This window comes from Metabacillus sediminilitoris (assembly GCF_009720625.1).
Lineage (GTDB): Bacteria > Bacillota > Bacilli > Bacillales > Bacillaceae > Metabacillus > Metabacillus sediminilitoris.
Genome location: NZ_CP046266.1, coordinates 3,113,623 through 3,127,857, shown reverse-complemented (window position 1 = coordinate 3,127,857; position 14,235 = coordinate 3,113,623). Strand labels below are relative to the sequence as shown.

At 32.1% G+C, this 14,235-nt stretch carries 20 protein-coding genes and 1 pseudogene; 16 read left to right on the top strand and 5 right to left on the bottom strand.

The window, feature by feature from the left end; genetic code table 11:
- Nucleotides 1–2: 2 nt before the first annotated feature.
- Nucleotides 3–500 carry a preQ(1) synthase gene (gene queF / locus GMB29_RS14825; RefSeq protein WP_155443905.1) on the top strand — a complete coding sequence of 166 codons (498 nt, stop codon included), beginning with the start codon at nt 3–5 and terminating at the stop codon, nt 498–500.
- 255 nt (nt 501–755) lie between these two features.
- Here queF and GMB29_RS14820 read toward each other — a convergent pair whose 3' ends face one another.
- Entirely contained in the window at nt 756–965 is a 210-nt protein-coding gene (locus GMB29_RS14820; RefSeq protein WP_136359296.1) for a helix-turn-helix domain-containing protein, read from the bottom strand.
- Between the two features lie 303 nt (nt 966–1,268).
- Here GMB29_RS14820 and GMB29_RS27745 point away from each other — a divergent pair, with 303 nt between their 5' ends.
- Together GMB29_RS27745 and GMB29_RS14815 are read left to right on the top strand one after the other, a co-directional pair.
- Nucleotides 1,269–1,394, top strand: coding sequence for a hypothetical protein (locus tag GMB29_RS27745; protein WP_264766580.1), 126 nt, complete (start codon nt 1,269–1,271; stop codon nt 1,392–1,394).
- 5 nt (nt 1,395–1,399) lie between these two features.
- The gene (locus GMB29_RS14815; RefSeq protein WP_136359294.1) at nt 1,400–1,648 is read left to right on the top strand and encodes a hypothetical protein; all 249 of its coding nucleotides are present in this window, start codon (nt 1,400–1,402) and stop codon (nt 1,646–1,648) included.
- Between the two features lie 352 nt (nt 1,649–2,000).
- On the opposite strand, the gene GMB29_RS14810 is transcribed toward GMB29_RS14815, so the two are convergent.
- The gene (locus tag GMB29_RS14810) at nt 2,001–2,159 is read right to left on the bottom strand and encodes a hypothetical protein (protein ID WP_155443904.1); all 159 of its coding nucleotides are present in this window, start codon (nt 2,157–2,159) and stop codon (nt 2,001–2,003) included.
- A gap of 510 nt (nt 2,160–2,669) precedes the next feature.
- Nucleotides 2,670–3,095: a YkvA family protein gene (locus GMB29_RS14805; RefSeq protein ID WP_136359292.1), complete on the bottom strand. Its 426-nt coding sequence runs from the start codon at nt 3,093–3,095 to the stop codon at nt 2,670–2,672.
- Nucleotides 3,096–3,343: 248 nt separating this feature from the next.
- Here GMB29_RS14805 and GMB29_RS27740 point away from each other — a divergent pair, with 248 nt between their 5' ends.
- From GMB29_RS27740 to GMB29_RS14775, 6 genes and pseudogenes are all read left to right on the top strand, one after another.
- Nucleotides 3,344–3,550 carry a M23 family metallopeptidase gene (locus tag GMB29_RS27740; protein ID WP_168733997.1) on the top strand — a complete coding sequence of 69 codons (207 nt, stop codon included), beginning with the start codon at nt 3,344–3,346 and terminating at the stop codon, nt 3,548–3,550.
- Nucleotides 3,551–3,566: 16 nt separating this feature from the next.
- Entirely contained in the window at nt 3,567–3,926 is a 360-nt protein-coding gene (locus GMB29_RS27735; RefSeq protein WP_235883184.1) for a M23 family metallopeptidase, read from the top strand.
- Nucleotides 3,927–3,937: 11 nt separating this feature from the next.
- The gene (locus GMB29_RS14790) at nt 3,938–4,210 is read left to right on the top strand and encodes a hypothetical protein (RefSeq protein WP_136359286.1); all 273 of its coding nucleotides are present in this window, start codon (nt 3,938–3,940) and stop codon (nt 4,208–4,210) included.
- A 105-nt stretch (nt 4,211–4,315) separates the two neighbouring features.
- The gene (locus GMB29_RS14785) at nt 4,316–4,501 is read left to right on the top strand and encodes a hypothetical protein (protein ID WP_136359284.1); all 186 of its coding nucleotides are present in this window, start codon (nt 4,316–4,318) and stop codon (nt 4,499–4,501) included.
- Between the two features lie 74 nt (nt 4,502–4,575).
- Complete coding sequence (locus tag GMB29_RS14780; protein WP_227551750.1) at nt 4,576–5,133, top strand: site-specific integrase; 558 nt, start codon at nt 4,576–4,578, stop codon at nt 5,131–5,133.
- Nucleotides 5,134–5,207: 74 nt separating this feature from the next.
- Nucleotides 5,208–5,420, top strand: a pseudogene (locus GMB29_RS14775) (preQ(1) synthase); the annotation flags it as partial.
- Nucleotides 5,421–5,493: 73 nt separating this feature from the next.
- Here the strand turns inward: GMB29_RS14775 and GMB29_RS14770 are convergent.
- Nucleotides 5,494–5,682: a YkvS family protein gene (locus GMB29_RS14770; protein ID WP_136354825.1), complete on the bottom strand. Its 189-nt coding sequence runs from the start codon at nt 5,680–5,682 to the stop codon at nt 5,494–5,496.
- Between the two features lie 319 nt (nt 5,683–6,001).
- Here GMB29_RS14770 and GMB29_RS14765 point away from each other — a divergent pair, with 319 nt between their 5' ends.
- The gene (locus tag GMB29_RS14765) at nt 6,002–6,196 is read left to right on the top strand and encodes a hypothetical protein (RefSeq protein WP_136354824.1); all 195 of its coding nucleotides are present in this window, start codon (nt 6,002–6,004) and stop codon (nt 6,194–6,196) included.
- A 34-nt stretch (nt 6,197–6,230) separates the two neighbouring features.
- Here GMB29_RS14765 and GMB29_RS14760 read toward each other — a convergent pair whose 3' ends face one another.
- Nucleotides 6,231–6,728: a sigma-70 family RNA polymerase sigma factor gene (locus GMB29_RS14760; protein WP_136354822.1), complete on the bottom strand. Its 498-nt coding sequence runs from the start codon at nt 6,726–6,728 to the stop codon at nt 6,231–6,233.
- 398 nt (nt 6,729–7,126) lie between these two features.
- Here GMB29_RS14760 and GMB29_RS14755 point away from each other — a divergent pair, with 398 nt between their 5' ends.
- The 6 genes from GMB29_RS14755 (at nt 7,127) to GMB29_RS14730 (ending at nt 13,811) form a co-directional block, all read left to right on the top strand.
- Entirely contained in the window at nt 7,127–7,669 is a 543-nt protein-coding gene (locus tag GMB29_RS14755) for a cell wall hydrolase (RefSeq protein WP_227551749.1), read from the top strand.
- 311 nt (nt 7,670–7,980) lie between these two features.
- The gene (locus tag GMB29_RS14750; protein ID WP_196305272.1) at nt 7,981–9,456 is read left to right on the top strand and encodes a spore germination protein; all 1,476 of its coding nucleotides are present in this window, start codon (nt 7,981–7,983) and stop codon (nt 9,454–9,456) included.
- 17 nt (nt 9,457–9,473) lie between these two features.
- Nucleotides 9,474–10,565 carry a GerAB/ArcD/ProY family transporter gene (locus tag GMB29_RS14745; RefSeq protein WP_136354818.1) on the top strand — a complete coding sequence of 364 codons (1,092 nt, stop codon included), beginning with the start codon at nt 9,474–9,476 and terminating at the stop codon, nt 10,563–10,565.
- Nucleotides 10,562–11,629 carry a Ger(x)C family spore germination protein gene (locus tag GMB29_RS14740; RefSeq protein WP_136354816.1) on the top strand — a complete coding sequence of 356 codons (1,068 nt, stop codon included), beginning with the start codon at nt 10,562–10,564 and terminating at the stop codon, nt 11,627–11,629. The genes GMB29_RS14745 and GMB29_RS14740 overlap by 4 nt, the downstream gene beginning before the upstream one ends.
- A 224-nt stretch (nt 11,630–11,853) precedes the next feature.
- Nucleotides 11,854–13,179 (top strand): polysaccharide biosynthesis protein, encoded by a 1,326-nt coding sequence (locus GMB29_RS14735; RefSeq protein WP_136354814.1) that lies wholly within the window; start codon nt 11,854–11,856, stop codon nt 13,177–13,179.
- 116 nt (nt 13,180–13,295) lie between these two features.
- Nucleotides 13,296–13,811 carry a TlpA disulfide reductase family protein gene (locus GMB29_RS14730; RefSeq protein WP_136354812.1) on the top strand — a complete coding sequence of 172 codons (516 nt, stop codon included), beginning with the start codon at nt 13,296–13,298 and terminating at the stop codon, nt 13,809–13,811.
- Nucleotides 13,812–14,235 lie beyond the last annotated feature (424 nt).

Genomic DNA, 14,235 nt, shown 5'->3' with positions numbered 1-14,235 from the left:
AAATGACTGGTAGAAAACAGGAAGAAATGAAGGAAGTTACACTACTTGGCAATCAAGGAGTAAACTATTTATTTGAATATTCACCAAATATTTTAGAAACATTTGATAATAAACATCCAAACCGTGATTATTTTGTAAAATTTAATTGCCCTGAATTTACTTCATTATGTCCAATTACAAGTCAGCCAGACTTCGCAACGATATACATTAGCTATATCCCTGATGTGAAAATGGTTGAAAGTAAATCATTAAAGCTGTATCTATTTAGTTTTAGAAACCATGGTGATTTCCATGAAGATTGCATGAATATCATTATGAATGATTTAATTGAACTGATGGATCCTCGCTATATTGAAGTATGGGGAAAATTCACACCACGCGGTGGAATATCAATTGACCCATATACAAACTATGGAAAACCTGGAACGAAATATGAAGAGATGGCGGCATATCGTTTAATGAATCACGATTTATATCCTGAAAAGGTTGATAATAGATAATTAGTTTAAAAGTAGCGTGGTCACACAAAAATGGAAAAGGTCACAAAGAATAATAGTCCAATTTTAACTGAAGTGTGACTGGTCACAGTAATTTAGAGTTAATTTGTATAGTTGTGTGACTTATAGTGTGACCTCGACTGTGACCCGAAAGTGAACTTAAAAATTGATTTTGTGACAGCTAAATTGTGACTTAAAAGACAGGTATTTGATACTTGTCTTTTTATATTCAAAATAAAAAACCCTTCATTTAGGGTTTTAAATTTCATCTTTAAATGTAACAACTTCTGTAATGTCACACTTTAAATATTCACAAATTTGAGCAATTGTTTTTAATGATATGTATTCTCTTTTAGAAATCTTAGCAAGAGTTGCACCTGAAATGTTTAATTCTTCTCTTAAATCTTGTCTTGTTTTTCCTCTTTTTATCAAAGTTATTTCCAACGGTTTATAGTTGGGTTTTAACATTTCCGTTAATCTCTCCTTAATTTATCTTATAAACTTATTTTATCCTATAAGTTTACTTATATAAACAAAAAGTTTAGGAAAGTTTAAAATGTAACACGTATGTTAGATAAACTGCAAATAAAACTCCCTTGTTCATTATTAAAAACCTTTTGTTCAAAAAAAGAAACTTTTTGGAAAAAAATACTTGTCATGGAAGTCCTTGGATGTTATTCTAAGTTTAGAAAACTAAACGTAAAGAGTAGTAAATAAAATAGAAAGTAAGGTTTTCTAAAAAAACAGGGAACAGGGAATGGGGAATGTAAAATGATGAAAACAGTTCAAGAGTATAGTGTATTAGCAGGATTAAATTTAGATGTACGTTATGGAGCTAAAGGTGAATTGGAAACATTCAATGATGATTCATTTGCAAATGTAAATGTATTGAATTAAAAGTGATGGATTGGGAATTTTCAGATAGAGTTTACTTTGTAGAAGATGAAATGATGTACATGGGATTTAATGTTGTAGGTATCACAGAAATAAAAGATATAAATGAAAAAAGAGCCTTTGCACAGGCTCAATACACTTTAAATGAGATGACTATTCAAGAAATTATAGTGACTGCAACATTTAACGACGGAACAGTCACACCACTAAAATTAAATGACTATAACATGGATGTTACGAGCATCCAAGAAATGTAACTTACTAAACTTTAAGTTTACCTTACTTAATTAGTATACAGGCGATTAGTAAAAATAATCAATAGATAAAAAATACAAATTTTAGGAATGTTGTTACGAGCGACATTCCCTTTAGATATATTTAAAGACACCCTAAACAGTCACCATAATGTCTTTATTCAATTTTAAGATATTTAAATAAATTTAAGGTGTAAATACATTAAAGTTATCAATGTTACTTAATCTCAATTCTAAGCCTAGAAACACACTGAAAATAGTGGAGTAAATGAATTGGTATTACTGGTTAAGGTGTTTGTGAGGGGAAGAGTTACAATTCTATAGAGTATAGAGATTAGTTAATTAGAATGCTTAATTAATACTTTACACCTTTAAATTCAATGCTTTTCATTTGGGTAGAATATTTAGTTCCATCAAATTTCATTATAAGTTTTATTTGCTCAACAGCATCTGAAATACCACTTGCGTTAATAATAAGTTCACGGTCATCGACGGTAAAAATGTATTGTTTCAAAGTTTTCACCCACTCCATAATGATTTATGAAGTAATAATATGTGAGAAACTGGAAATCATTCCGTTTAAAGGGTAGATTTTGTTACGTTGTTATTTTGTCGAAATAAAGACACATAGACAGGTGATAATTAATGGTTCTTGGAGGATTGTAGATTGTCTGCTACGTTATATCCAATTACTGAAATGTTGCACGATTGTATATTCTAAATTATGGATGAATAAAGATATGGCGCTAGAAATAAGGGGTGAGATAATAATTGCGAGGGTGCTTGAAATTTCAAGAAGGATAGTTTGTATAGTTTATAAATAGGAAAAGGGAATAATTAAATCAATCCCATAGAAACTTAGATATCTTCATAAGAATGGTCAAGTAGAATTTCAATCATATTTAAAACTCCCTTTTTATTTTTATTATATCAACTGAAAGGGGAGTCTCACGTAAATGTTTTCAAATAAAAGGTCAATCTTATAGAAAATAAAAAAGACTCCTTTTAGAGAGCCTGGAAAAATTTAATCTTCTTTATTTTCTTCATCTTCTTCATCTTTTTTATTAACTTTCTTATTTAGTTTGTCATCAACTGTTTCTGTTTCTGAAACTGCGTTATCACCGAACCAAATTCTAATTCGATCTTTTGCTTTTTCTTTAACTTCATTATCAATAAACATAGCTACTGTTACAAGGGCACCAAATAAGCCTGACATATCATCTGCGTATCCAGCAGGTAGTAGATCAGGAATTAAATCAACAGGAAATATGAAATATCCTAATGCTCCTATGATAACTGTCTTCGCCCAAACTGGAGTTGTTGGCTTTTGTAGAGTGTAAAAAAGTAAGAGTGCTACATAAACAACCGAAACACCAGCTTTTTTACCGAACTTCTTTAGTTTACTCCAAAATGAATCTTCTGAAAAATGTTTTGAATAATCTTGAGACATTTCATTACCTCTCATCTAAGAATTTTATAGTATCGTAGGACAAGACTATTTTACCAGGAAATATATTTTTTGGAATAAAAAATACAAAAAACTTTTCTATAAAATACCAATTTGATTGAGACTAGGTAAGTCACGCTTAATGACATAATAATAAACAAAAATATTGCTCAAACCATTGAGATTACTAGCTTTATAGCATATATAAGATACATTAAATAAATGTCTTTAAAGACGGTGAAGTAAGTCAATTGCATCCAACTGGACATAGAGGGGTAGATATAGCATTAAATGAAGGAACATCGTTAAAAAGTATCAAAGATGGAATAATCGAAACAGTTTATGATGGAAGTGCAAATATAGGTAAGGGTGTTAAGATACAATTTGAAGATGGAACAGAAGGTATATATGGTCATATGAGCAAGGTTTCGGTTAAAGAAGGTCAAGTTAGTATCTGATGGTCAAGTAATAGGATTGAGTGGGAATACAGGAAGATCAACAGGTGAACATTTACATTTTGAAATCAAAGAAAATGGAACATTTGTTGATCCAACTTCATTAGTTGATCAAACAGTTAATCATGTTTCTATGTGGGATACAGTTACACAATCAGAAGGAATTTTAACAAAGGTTGTTGAATCAATAGGGGGATACATTTATGAAAAACTTATTAGTGGTGGAATTGAACAATGGGTTTCGGATTATATTATGGCGTTACCTTTCCTGGTGTGCGTTAGTATTGGTGTTTGGGGTTTATTTAATATGTTTAGTAGCAAACTCGCAACGTTAAGTATAGGCTTCGTTATGATACTGGGTGGATTAGTCATTATATGAGGGGGGATATTATGAAAATAAAAACAAAGGCAGATATTGAAAAGTTTATTCAAAGATTTGATGATTTTTCACAAAGGGATGATACTAAACTTTATCTTACTGTTAAAGATACGAAACATGATGGAACAATAACGATAATGAAGTATGATAATAATGTTTTTACCTATCATAGAAAGAATGAGTCTTTTTGGGATATTAAAGAGCAGATTATAGAGAGTAAAGATTTATACAAGTTGATTTGGAAAAATCGTAAGAGTATAAATAAATTTTTAAAAGCGAATTGAAGCACTATCTTAATTGATGGTGTTTTTCTTTTTGAAGAACAATCCATCCTTTATATGGTTATTTGTGGTAATATTTAACTATAAATTTAATAGGGGGATTGTATTATGTGGGGTGCAATTTTATTAATTTTAGGTTGTGCATTTGTATTTTTCTTATGTTTAATTCCTTTATATTCAAAAAAGTTGAATAATAAAAGGACTTGGCTTAGTACAATAAGTGGTGGTGTAATTCTAGTCTTATTGGTTACTTCTTATTTTTACTTCAAATTTGATGAAACAAAATCTAATTAAAAAGTATCAGCCAGTGAGGAAGAAATTAAACAACGAGAAATTACAGAAGAAGATAAAAAGTACATAGACATTTTATTGGGTATGAGCTTCAAATTCAAACTGGAATGAGAATGGGTGAAGTTCTAGGTTTAAGATGGAGTGATATTGATTTAGATACGAAGATTATCACAATTAGACAAACGTTAGCCAAAATAGACGAAAGTGGAAAGTATGGACTTGTTACAGAAACAAAAACCCATTCTTCATTCAGACAAATTTACTTACAGGTTTCATTATGTCAAAATCTAATGAATCATAGAAAGGTTATTGAGAATGAAAGAAAGATACTTAATAGTAAATATATGAATAATGATTTAGTTGTTTGTACGAGTTCAGGTAACTGGGTATATCCAAATAATTATCGTAAAGGATTTAAGGTAACTTGTGAATATTTAGTATTACCTAAAATAAGAGTGCATGATTTAAGACATACTCACGCAACTTTTCTAATAGGTGGTTTACAAGTAAATCCAAAAATTGTTCAAGAAAGATTAGGTCATGCAAACATAAAAACTACACTTGGAACATATAGTCATGTTTTACCTTCAATGCAAATAGAAGTAGCTGAAAAAATTGACCAAGCATTTAAATAAGTGTGACTGATGTGTGCTTGTAGGATATTTATATATAGAAGAAACTTGTCCTAAAAGGGTCATTAAGCCAACATTTCCATGAAGATTGCATGAATATCATAATGAATGATTTAATTGAACTGATGGATCCACGCTATATTGAAGTATGGGGAAAATTCACACCACGCGGCGGAATATCAATTGACCCATATACAAACTATGGAAAACCTGGAACGAAATATGAAGAGATGGCGGCATATCGTTTAATGAATCACGATTTATATCCTGAAAAGGTTGATAATAGATAGGCCTTAAAGAAGGCTCTTCCGAATTGCTAAAAAACGCGAAGAATGGTTTTATTCTTCGCGTTTTTTCGATATATTAAGAGAAAGACTCTTTAATAATTTTATAGTTTTTATGATTGACAACTGTTCTTCTATCAAGTTCTAAGTCTTTGAAATTTTCCATGTATGTTAAGTCAACAATCACAGAATTTTCATTCACCTTTTCAACTATTCCTGTTAATCCTTCTTTAAATTCAATAATACTTCCAACTTTAGCGATATTCATAGTCTCGCTCCTTTACATATTCTTCGAAGATCAGGATTTCTCTATGTCTAACACTAATCTATCTACGTTTTGGTTAGTGCCTTGAGCCATAGGCACTATCGTAATCTAACCCTCTATTACGACTATTTAACACTATTTTTCCAGGTAAGTAAAGCCTTTTCAATCTAAAAATGGAAAAAATGGTTTTTGTTGATGAAAACGATGTAAAGTAATGATTTTAGAATTGATTTGTAAGTGAATAATCAAAATAAAATAGACAGATATCCATTCCATCAGTAAACTATAAAGAGAACTTGTAAAGTGATTGAGAGGGAATGTCATGGATGAAAAGATGTTAAACGAAATTCTAGATAAGCTTAGAGATGGAGAATTGAATGAATATCATGTATTTAAAGATCAATTTTTATCTTTTCGAAATACGCTTGTGGGAAGAAAAGACTTTAAGCATTTTCGAGGTATTGCTCAGCAAGGTGGGAGTGTCATCTATCGTTATTTAAAAGAGCCAAGAAGTTAACCTAAAGCACTTGGCTCTTTTGACATGTATAAAATTATAGTAAATCCTTTCTATTTAACCTCCTTAATTTTGAAAGTGTATCTCTTCGCCATCCTTTAACAGCTGAACTTGATACACCTTCGTCCTCTGCGATTTCACTCGGTGTTTTTCCTTGATAACAAAAAGCCTTTATCCATTTCATTTGGTGTGGTGTGAGATTTGTGGAGAGATCATCAATCACTGATCTTGTCACGATCAATGTATAATCATCCTCTGTCATTCCCTTCTGAGTAGAATAGGATGCTAATCGATAAAGCTTCTCTTTTAGCTTTCGTTCTTTCGAAAGTTCTGTTTTCATTCGTCCAATAATATACGAGTATGCGAATGACTTAAATTCTCCTTTGTCTTCTTCATAACGTAATGAAGCTTCCCAAAGTGCGATACAACCGATTTGATAAAATTCTTGTCTATTTCGATGGATATCCAACTTTTTAATAATATGAAATATCATTGGCTTGAATTGATTATGCAATTGGTCATACGGTTTATACATTCACAATTCCTTCATAAGAATGCATTCTTCCTTATTCCGCGGTAAATTGAGAATATCAATCTATTTTTATACTAGAAACCTTCAATATGAGAAATAGTACTAGAGCAAATGAACTATTATCGGTATTGTAGACCGACAAAAATAGGAGATATGTATGATGTTTTATACACGATAATCGGATGATTGCACATTTTATGTGGGTAGCAAAAATAGACGATTACCATTCTTGCCAATTTTTGAGGGGTGTAAAGGGTGTATATTCCTGTTAGTCTTGTTCATGTGGCCAAAAGACATACATTTTCGTCTTAATACTTTAAAACAAGAGGAGGTACGTATAGATGAAAAAAACAATCTTAAAACTTGTTGCTGTTTCAACATTAGCTTTATCGCTCGTTGCGATGACTGCTCCACAATCAAAAGCTAGTGCTGCAACAACACATCAAGTAAAAGCTGGAGAAACATTTTGGATTATTGGTAATAAGTATGGAGTTCCTGTTAAATCATTAATGTCAGTAAATGAAAAAACTTCATCATTGTTAATGGCAGGTGAGAAACTAGTCATTCCATCTTCCATTACCGCATCAGAAAAAGATTTATTAGCACGTCTTGTACATGCTGAGGCTAAAGGTGAGCCGTATGCAGGGAAGGTAGCAGTTGCAACAGTAGTATTAAATCGAGTTGATAGTTCATTATTCCCGAATGATATTAAAAATGTGATTTATCAAAAGGACCAAGGATACTATGCGTTTTCACCAGTACAAAACGGTACGATAAATCAACCAGCTGACGAACAATCAAAGAAAGCTGTTCAGGAAGCATTAGCATATCGTGGAATGGGTAACAAATCTTTATATTTCTACAATCCTAACACAGCGTCAAGTAAGTGGATTACTTCACGCCAAGTAACAACAAAAATTGGTAATCACGTATTTGCAAAATAATCGATAGGTTAAAGATGAAAAGTCTAACGAATAACTTTGTTCGTTAGACTTTTTTTATTTTTGACAGGCTTATTACGTGTTTTGAGTTATTTGAATAGTCTAGTTACAGGTTTGAACATATGAACGTACTCCAGCGTCTTAAACCTCGAGGTATAAGTCAATTAAACACCTTCTATTCCTAATCGTCTTATGCTTGTCGGGGCTGAACAAGGCGCTTTCGCTTTTCTAAATGGTGCATAATTCCATACATATTTGGCATGCTATGGAAAGGATGAATTTTAAACATTGTGTGGTGTGTGCAATTGAATAAAATGACATATGAAAGTGGACAGGAAAAGCCTTCATTAATGCAAGTTTATGCGAAATTTAGAACATCATCAGACTTTATTCAATATGAGGAAGATACAAATAATCTCAAATGTTGGATCTCTTATATAAGAACATTAGTAGACATTAATACACTTCAACAGCATATTATGCCTATCTTAAAAAATGAAAAATGGTCTTCATTAGAAGAATTAAAAAAAGTCATTCCTATTGAAAATATTGTCATTACGATTGATACAGACGTAGTAATGGAAAAGCTGCTTGATGGTTTTATTATCATTAATTTATCTGAATATGGACTTCCTTGTTTGGTCGTTAAGGCTACAATTAATAAGGCTCGTGAAGTATCACTGCCAGAAGTAGAATTTAGTGTTGTTGGTCCTAAGGAAGCTTTTGTTGAATCAATTGAGTCAAACATAAATTTGATCCGTAAAAGAGTAAATAATGAGAAGCTGCGCATATTTGAAATGAATGTGGGTGATCTATCAAAAACAAAAGTTGCTATTTTATCTGTAGAGGGCGTATCTGATGAGCAGAATGTTCAAACAGTCATCCAACGCATTAAAGATATTCATTTTGATCAAATTAGTGACAGCTCGTTTATTTCACAAATGATTTCTGATAAAACAACTTCACCATTTCCACAGTTTCTTGACACAGAACGTCCTGATCGTGTTTCTTCAATATTAGCTGAAGGAAAAGTGGGGATAATGGTTGATGGTTCCCCGCATGTGCTTATTGGACCTACTACATTAATCGAGTTTTTCTCAGCATTTGACGACTATTTTTATAATTGGATTGTCGCATCTTTTTTTCGATTGATCCGTTTGTTTGCTGTATCATTTTCGATTTTGATTACACCAATTTATGTTGCCGTTTTGACTTATCACTATGAGTTAATTCCTAGTGACCTATTGGGAACACTTATAGCTTCTCGTAGAGGTGTTCCCTTACCGCCAATACTAGAAGCAATATTTTTGGAATTGGTTATTGAATTACTGAGAGAAGCAGGGGCAAGATTGCCTACGAAGGTAGGTCAGACAATCGGTATTGTTGGAGGGATCGTACTTGGAACGGCATCTGTGGAAGCTGGTATCACAAGTAATATCCTATTAATCTTTGTCGCTCTAGCCGCATTAGCATCTTTTACAACACCCATTTATGCGATTGGTAATACTATTCGTATGCTTCGCTTTCCATTTTTACTGTTAGCTTTATGGTTTGGTGTCCTTGGAATTGTTATATGTTTCTGCTTTTTGATGACACATCTATTAAGATTGACTTCATTAGGAAGACCCTTTTTGGAACCAATTTATCCACCTAGAACGATTGATATGAAGGATGCATTTATAAGGCTCCCATTTTCATTCATGTCTAAGCGGCCGCAACAATTAAGAACAAAGAGACCAAGACGTTTTTCAGCTAATAATGCGAAAAAGCATAAAGACATTGATGAATAAGTGAGGTGAATGGAATAATGATCAAAATAGCGGAGAGGTTTCAAGTATCGCATTTTTTAGTCTTTTATTTAATCCATGGACTCCAATTTGGAATTGGTGTGTTAGGGTTTCAACGAATTGTAGCAGAAAAAGCGGGACATGATTTTTGGATTTCTGTCATTATATCGGGTATATTTGTCCATATTTCATTATGGATGATTTACCGGATTTTAGAAGGATCTAAAGGTAATATTGTTACAGTACATAAAGAGATTTTCGGAAAATGGATTGGCGGGTTCTTAAGCATATTATTGATTTTGTACTTTAGTCTTTTAGCTACAACTGTCGTTCGATCATTTATAGAAATCGTTGCAGTTTGGATGTTTCCAGATATTAATGTATGGATATTTTCTTTTATTATTTTTTTATTAGTCCTCTATATTGTTAGCGGGGGTTTTAGAATTGTAACAGGTATTAGCTTTTTCGGTGTAGTGCTGCCGATTTATTTACTATTATCCTTTCTGTTTCCACTTCAATTTGCGAATATAAGAAATCTATTTCCTATTTTTGATCATTCGATAAAAGATATTGTTTTATCATCAAAAGATATGTCTCTTACAATCTTGGGCTTTGAAGCGTTGCTTATCTATTATCCATTTATAAAAAATGTTGAAAAATCAAAAAAGTGGGCACATATAGCTGTTGCATTTACAACATTGGTATATACATATATTAGTATCATTACAATTGTTTATTTTAGTGCAGAACAGCTTGGAAGAACTGTTTGGGCGACGTTAACGATTTGGAAAATTATCGAATTGCCCTTTGTTGAACGATTTGAATATATTGGAATTGCCAATTGGATCATTATTATATTGCCTAATATTTGTTTAACTTTATGGTGTGCAAGCAGATGCCTAAAAGATATATTTCGATTTAATCAGAAATACTCGCTCTACTTCCTGCTTGTGGTTATCTATTTTATCGTTAACATGCTTGAATCGCGGGAACAGATAAGCTTAATTAATGACATAACTGGACAGGTTGGTTTTTATTTAATGTTTGTCTATATCCCGATTCTTTTCTTAATTACCCTAGTTATTAGAAAAATAAAGGTGAGAAAAGTATGAAGAAAACAATATGTGTCTTTTTGTTTATTCCCTTTCTCTTAACTGGTTGTGTAGAGAAGGAAGTATTGGATGATATAAATCTTGTAACAGCTCTAGCTTTTGATAGTGCTGATGATAATAAAATATTAGGTACAGTTAATTATAATGTGTATTTACAGGATCAACCAGTAGAGGATAAGCAAATGGTTCACCAATCTGAACTTAGCAGAGAGCTTATCGAAGATATGCAAAAGCAGTCTTCACACCCACTTGTTCTTGGAAAGCTGCAAATCGTCTTATTTGGTGATTCTTTAGTGAAATCAGGTATCAATGAACAAGTAGACACACTGCAACGTGAACCATCAATTAGTGAACGGCTTTTACTTGTTGTAGCAAGAGGGGAGGCAAAAGATATTTTAGGAGCTGACTTTTCACCATTAGGTGCTTCGGAATTTTTAACAAATTTAATTTTACATAATAAGACTGAATTAGATGTCCCAAGATCAAATTTACATTTATTTTTACACCAATATTATTCGAAAGGGCAGGATCCTTATTTACCTATTTTAAAACGAACTGATAATAATATTAAAATTGATGGTTTAGCACTTTTTCATAATGAAAAGTTTGTCGATGACATTCCAAACGAAAAGTTGTTTTTCTTTAAAGTATTATCAGACCAGTATACGAATGGATCACATCGATTAGTCCTTCCAGAATCTAAAGAACAAGCAGGTATCAAAAGTATATCTTCATCGAGAAAATTTAAACTTATTTCAACAAATCCTTGTAAAATTGAAATTTCTATTAGGATTGAAGGCTTTATTACTGAATATACTGGGAATAAAATAACACAAAAGACCATTAATGAAGCTGAAAAGACATTTGAAGAAGAGATTAATAAAGAGACGCTGGCACTTTTTGAGCAGTTTAAAGAGCACAAAATTGACCCGCTAGGAATTGGAAATGAGATAGAGTCCAGATCTCGCAATTTCAAAATCGATGAATGGAGAGACAAGATAGCTGATTTAGAAATTGATATAAAATCGAAAGCGATCATTACAGAGACAGGGGTTATTGACTGATTTGATTTTTAAGATTTACCTACGCTCATTTACTTTATTCCTGTCACTGCTTTCTAGTTATCTGGAAATGTTATGTCAATGTGAAGTTGAAATTGAATACACAGTTTAGTTATGCTCGATTTCCTCTATTAACCGACCAAAACGCTGTACCCATAATGTTAATATTTTGATGTCTTGTCTCATATGTTTGATGTAGGACTAGTTTAAGATGAGGGGACGACATCATGAATTCTTTTGTAAAAGGAACATTATTGCTTGTAATTGCTGCATTTTTTGGGGAGTGTCTCGAATTTTTCGTTAATATGATTTTGGCTAGGGAGCTTGGTGAAGCAGGAATGGGCTTATATATGACCATTCTTCCCATGATCTTTTTTGTCGTCATAATCGCCAGTTTAGAGCTTCCAATTTCAATTTCAAAATTTATAGCTGAAAAACAGCGCGAAACACATTATTATATGCTGAAAAGTACGATCATTTTAACTGCTTTATTTACAATTGTTTTTGCAGCCGCCGCATCAATACTATTACCTTATATACCTGTTTTTAACGGATATCACCCGTATGTTAAGTGGTTAGTTGTCCTTCTTATTCCCGTAGTGTCATTTTCATCGATTGCTCGTGGATATTTTATGGGAGTACAACACATGGGCAAAATCGCTATTTCTAATTTTCTAAAAAAAGTTGTTCAACTTTTTATCTTGTTATGGGTGTATCAGACCTTCCAATTTGATTTACAAATGGCCTTATTAATTGCTATTGCCTCATTAATAGCAAGTGAACTTCTTGTATGCACCTATCTCGTTGCAGCCTATTTTATTCAATATCAAATGCTGCGAAAAGAACCAAAGCAATTTATTAATGGTAAAAAGGTAAGAAAAGCATTATTTGCGGTATCACTTCCAACTACTGGGTTAAGGCTATTTCACTCATTAACACATGCAATCCAGCCCTTTTTAGTGAAAGGTGCATTAATAAGTGCTGGTTTTTCGAGCATGATGGCAAATGAACATTATGGAATGCTTGCAGGTGTTGCTATGTCAATCGGATTTTTCCCTGCATTTATAGGTCATTCCTTAATGACAATGCTTATCCCAAATGTATCTGAAGGTTATGCGAATCGAGATCAATATGCGTTAATACGTCTACTCAAACAGTCAATGCTGATTACCATAATATACGGTTCTATAGCGGTTATCATTATTTACATTTATGCTGATCCTCTGACACATTTGTTTTTCCACTCATCAACAGCAGCTTTCTACTTAAAATTACTGTGGCCCTATTTTCTTTTTCACTTTTTCATCATCCCGATGCAGGCATATTTGATTGGATTAGGGCTTGTTAAGGAAGCTCTATTTCATACCATTTGGTCACATGTGATATCATTTGCGATGATGTATATATTAGGGTCAATGGAATCACTTCAAATGGTAGGAGTTATTTTAGGAATGAATACGGGGGCTGTCCTTTTGATGCTTATGCATTATGTTACAATTTGCAAAAAGTTGGGAGTTAGTGTGTATTTTATGAGAGAAAAGTTTACCTATTAATGATTTCATAAATTGAGGCGGAGGGCAGGATATGCTTTCCGTCTATTTTAATTGTATGGTTTTTATAAAGGGGAGAAAACTAATAAAACGTAGAATGTTCCAAAGGAGAATGGAAAATGAAAAAACGATATTTTATGCTTATGTTGTTAAGTTTTATATGCGTCTATTTTTTTAGCGGCATAAATCAGACAGAGGCTAGTGGAGATATGATAGAAGGTGAAAAAGCTGCTGATTTTACGTTAAAAACAGTTGATGAAAAAGTAATTAAGCTATCTGATTTTAATGGGAAAGTCGTCGTCATAAATTTTTGGACGACATGGTGTGCATATTGTCAGGAAGAAATGGATGAATTAATAAAATTTTCAGGAGAAACAAAATCAGCTAACGTTGAGCTGTTAGGTGTAAATGTAACATCAGCTGAAAATAATATTCAAGCTGTCAGTCAATTTGTAAAGGGACTTCATCTGCCATTTCACATTGCTCTTGATGTAAAAGGCGAAGTTTCCAAGCAATATCAAGTTCTTGGGATTCCAACAACGTATATCATTGACGGGAAAGGGATCGTGAGAAAAAAAATCTTAGGCCCAGTTACCTCAGAAATGTTGAAAAATGTGATCTCCAAATTAGAATAAAGAAAGAAATTTAATCCGAAGCATGATTAGTTGCTTCGGGTTTTTTTATTGATTTAAAAACGTTTATAAAGAATTAAAAATAGCGATAGCGTATTATGGAAAAAAATTGATCCCTACCAAGCTAATTTTTCATACGATAGGGTAATAAATAATAAGCTTCTTTTCATGTTATTGAGAATATAAATGAGAAGGGTTATCGTTATCGATAATAATTCTAAATTAATAATTATAATAATTATTTCTTGAAAATATACTTAATTTTGCTATAATGTATTATATATTAGGAAATGTAAGAGGTTATTAATGAAAAATCAAAACAATGATCATGAATATTATTCTCAATTAGAAAAGGAGTGGGGGAAATGGAACTAAATACTGTTGGTCAAATTTCAAATCCTATTCATTCAGATAAAAACAAATATTA

What these genes read in the sequence shown, in the direction of transcription:
- GMB29_RS14765 (WP_136354824.1), top strand. Translation starts at nt 6,002, where the DNA reads ATGGATGAAAAGATGTTAAACGAAATTCTAGATAAGCTTAGAGATGGA.
- GMB29_RS14770 (WP_136354825.1), bottom strand. Translation starts at nt 5,682, where the DNA reads ATGAATATCGCTAAAGTTGGAAGTATTATTGAATTTAAAGAAGGATTA.
- GMB29_RS14750 (WP_196305272.1), top strand. Translation starts at nt 7,981, where the DNA reads ATGACATATGAAAGTGGACAGGAAAAGCCTTCATTAATGCAAGTTTAT.
- GMB29_RS14740 (WP_136354816.1), top strand. Translation starts at nt 10,562, where the DNA reads ATGAAGAAAACAATATGTGTCTTTTTGTTTATTCCCTTTCTCTTAACT.
- GMB29_RS14730 (WP_136354812.1), top strand. Translation starts at nt 13,296, where the DNA reads ATGAAAAAACGATATTTTATGCTTATGTTGTTAAGTTTTATATGCGTC.
- GMB29_RS14755 (WP_227551749.1), top strand. Translation starts at nt 7,127, where the DNA reads ATGACTGCTCCACAATCAAAAGCTAGTGCTGCAACAACACATCAAGTA.
- GMB29_RS14820 (WP_136359296.1), bottom strand. Translation starts at nt 965, where the DNA reads ATGTTAAAACCCAACTATAAACCGTTGGAAATAACTTTGATAAAAAGA.
- GMB29_RS14745 (WP_136354818.1), top strand. Translation starts at nt 9,474, where the DNA reads ATGATCAAAATAGCGGAGAGGTTTCAAGTATCGCATTTTTTAGTCTTT.
- GMB29_RS14815 (WP_136359294.1), top strand. Translation starts at nt 1,400, where the DNA reads ATGGATTGGGAATTTTCAGATAGAGTTTACTTTGTAGAAGATGAAATG.
- GMB29_RS27745 (WP_264766580.1), top strand. Translation starts at nt 1,269, where the DNA reads ATGATGAAAACAGTTCAAGAGTATAGTGTATTAGCAGGATTAAATTTA.
- queF (WP_155443905.1), top strand. Translation starts at nt 3, where the DNA reads ATGACTGGTAGAAAACAGGAAGAAATGAAGGAAGTTACACTACTTGGC.
- GMB29_RS14805 (WP_136359292.1), bottom strand. Translation starts at nt 3,095, where the DNA reads ATGTCTCAAGATTATTCAAAACATTTTTCAGAAGATTCATTTTGGAGT.
- GMB29_RS14735 (WP_136354814.1), top strand. Translation starts at nt 11,854, where the DNA reads ATGAATTCTTTTGTAAAAGGAACATTATTGCTTGTAATTGCTGCATTT.
- GMB29_RS14785 (WP_136359284.1), top strand. Translation starts at nt 4,316, where the DNA reads ATGTGGGGTGCAATTTTATTAATTTTAGGTTGTGCATTTGTATTTTTC.
- GMB29_RS14790 (WP_136359286.1), top strand. Translation starts at nt 3,938, where the DNA reads ATGAAAATAAAAACAAAGGCAGATATTGAAAAGTTTATTCAAAGATTT.
- GMB29_RS14760 (WP_136354822.1), bottom strand. Translation starts at nt 6,728, where the DNA reads ATGTATAAACCGTATGACCAATTGCATAATCAATTCAAGCCAATGATA.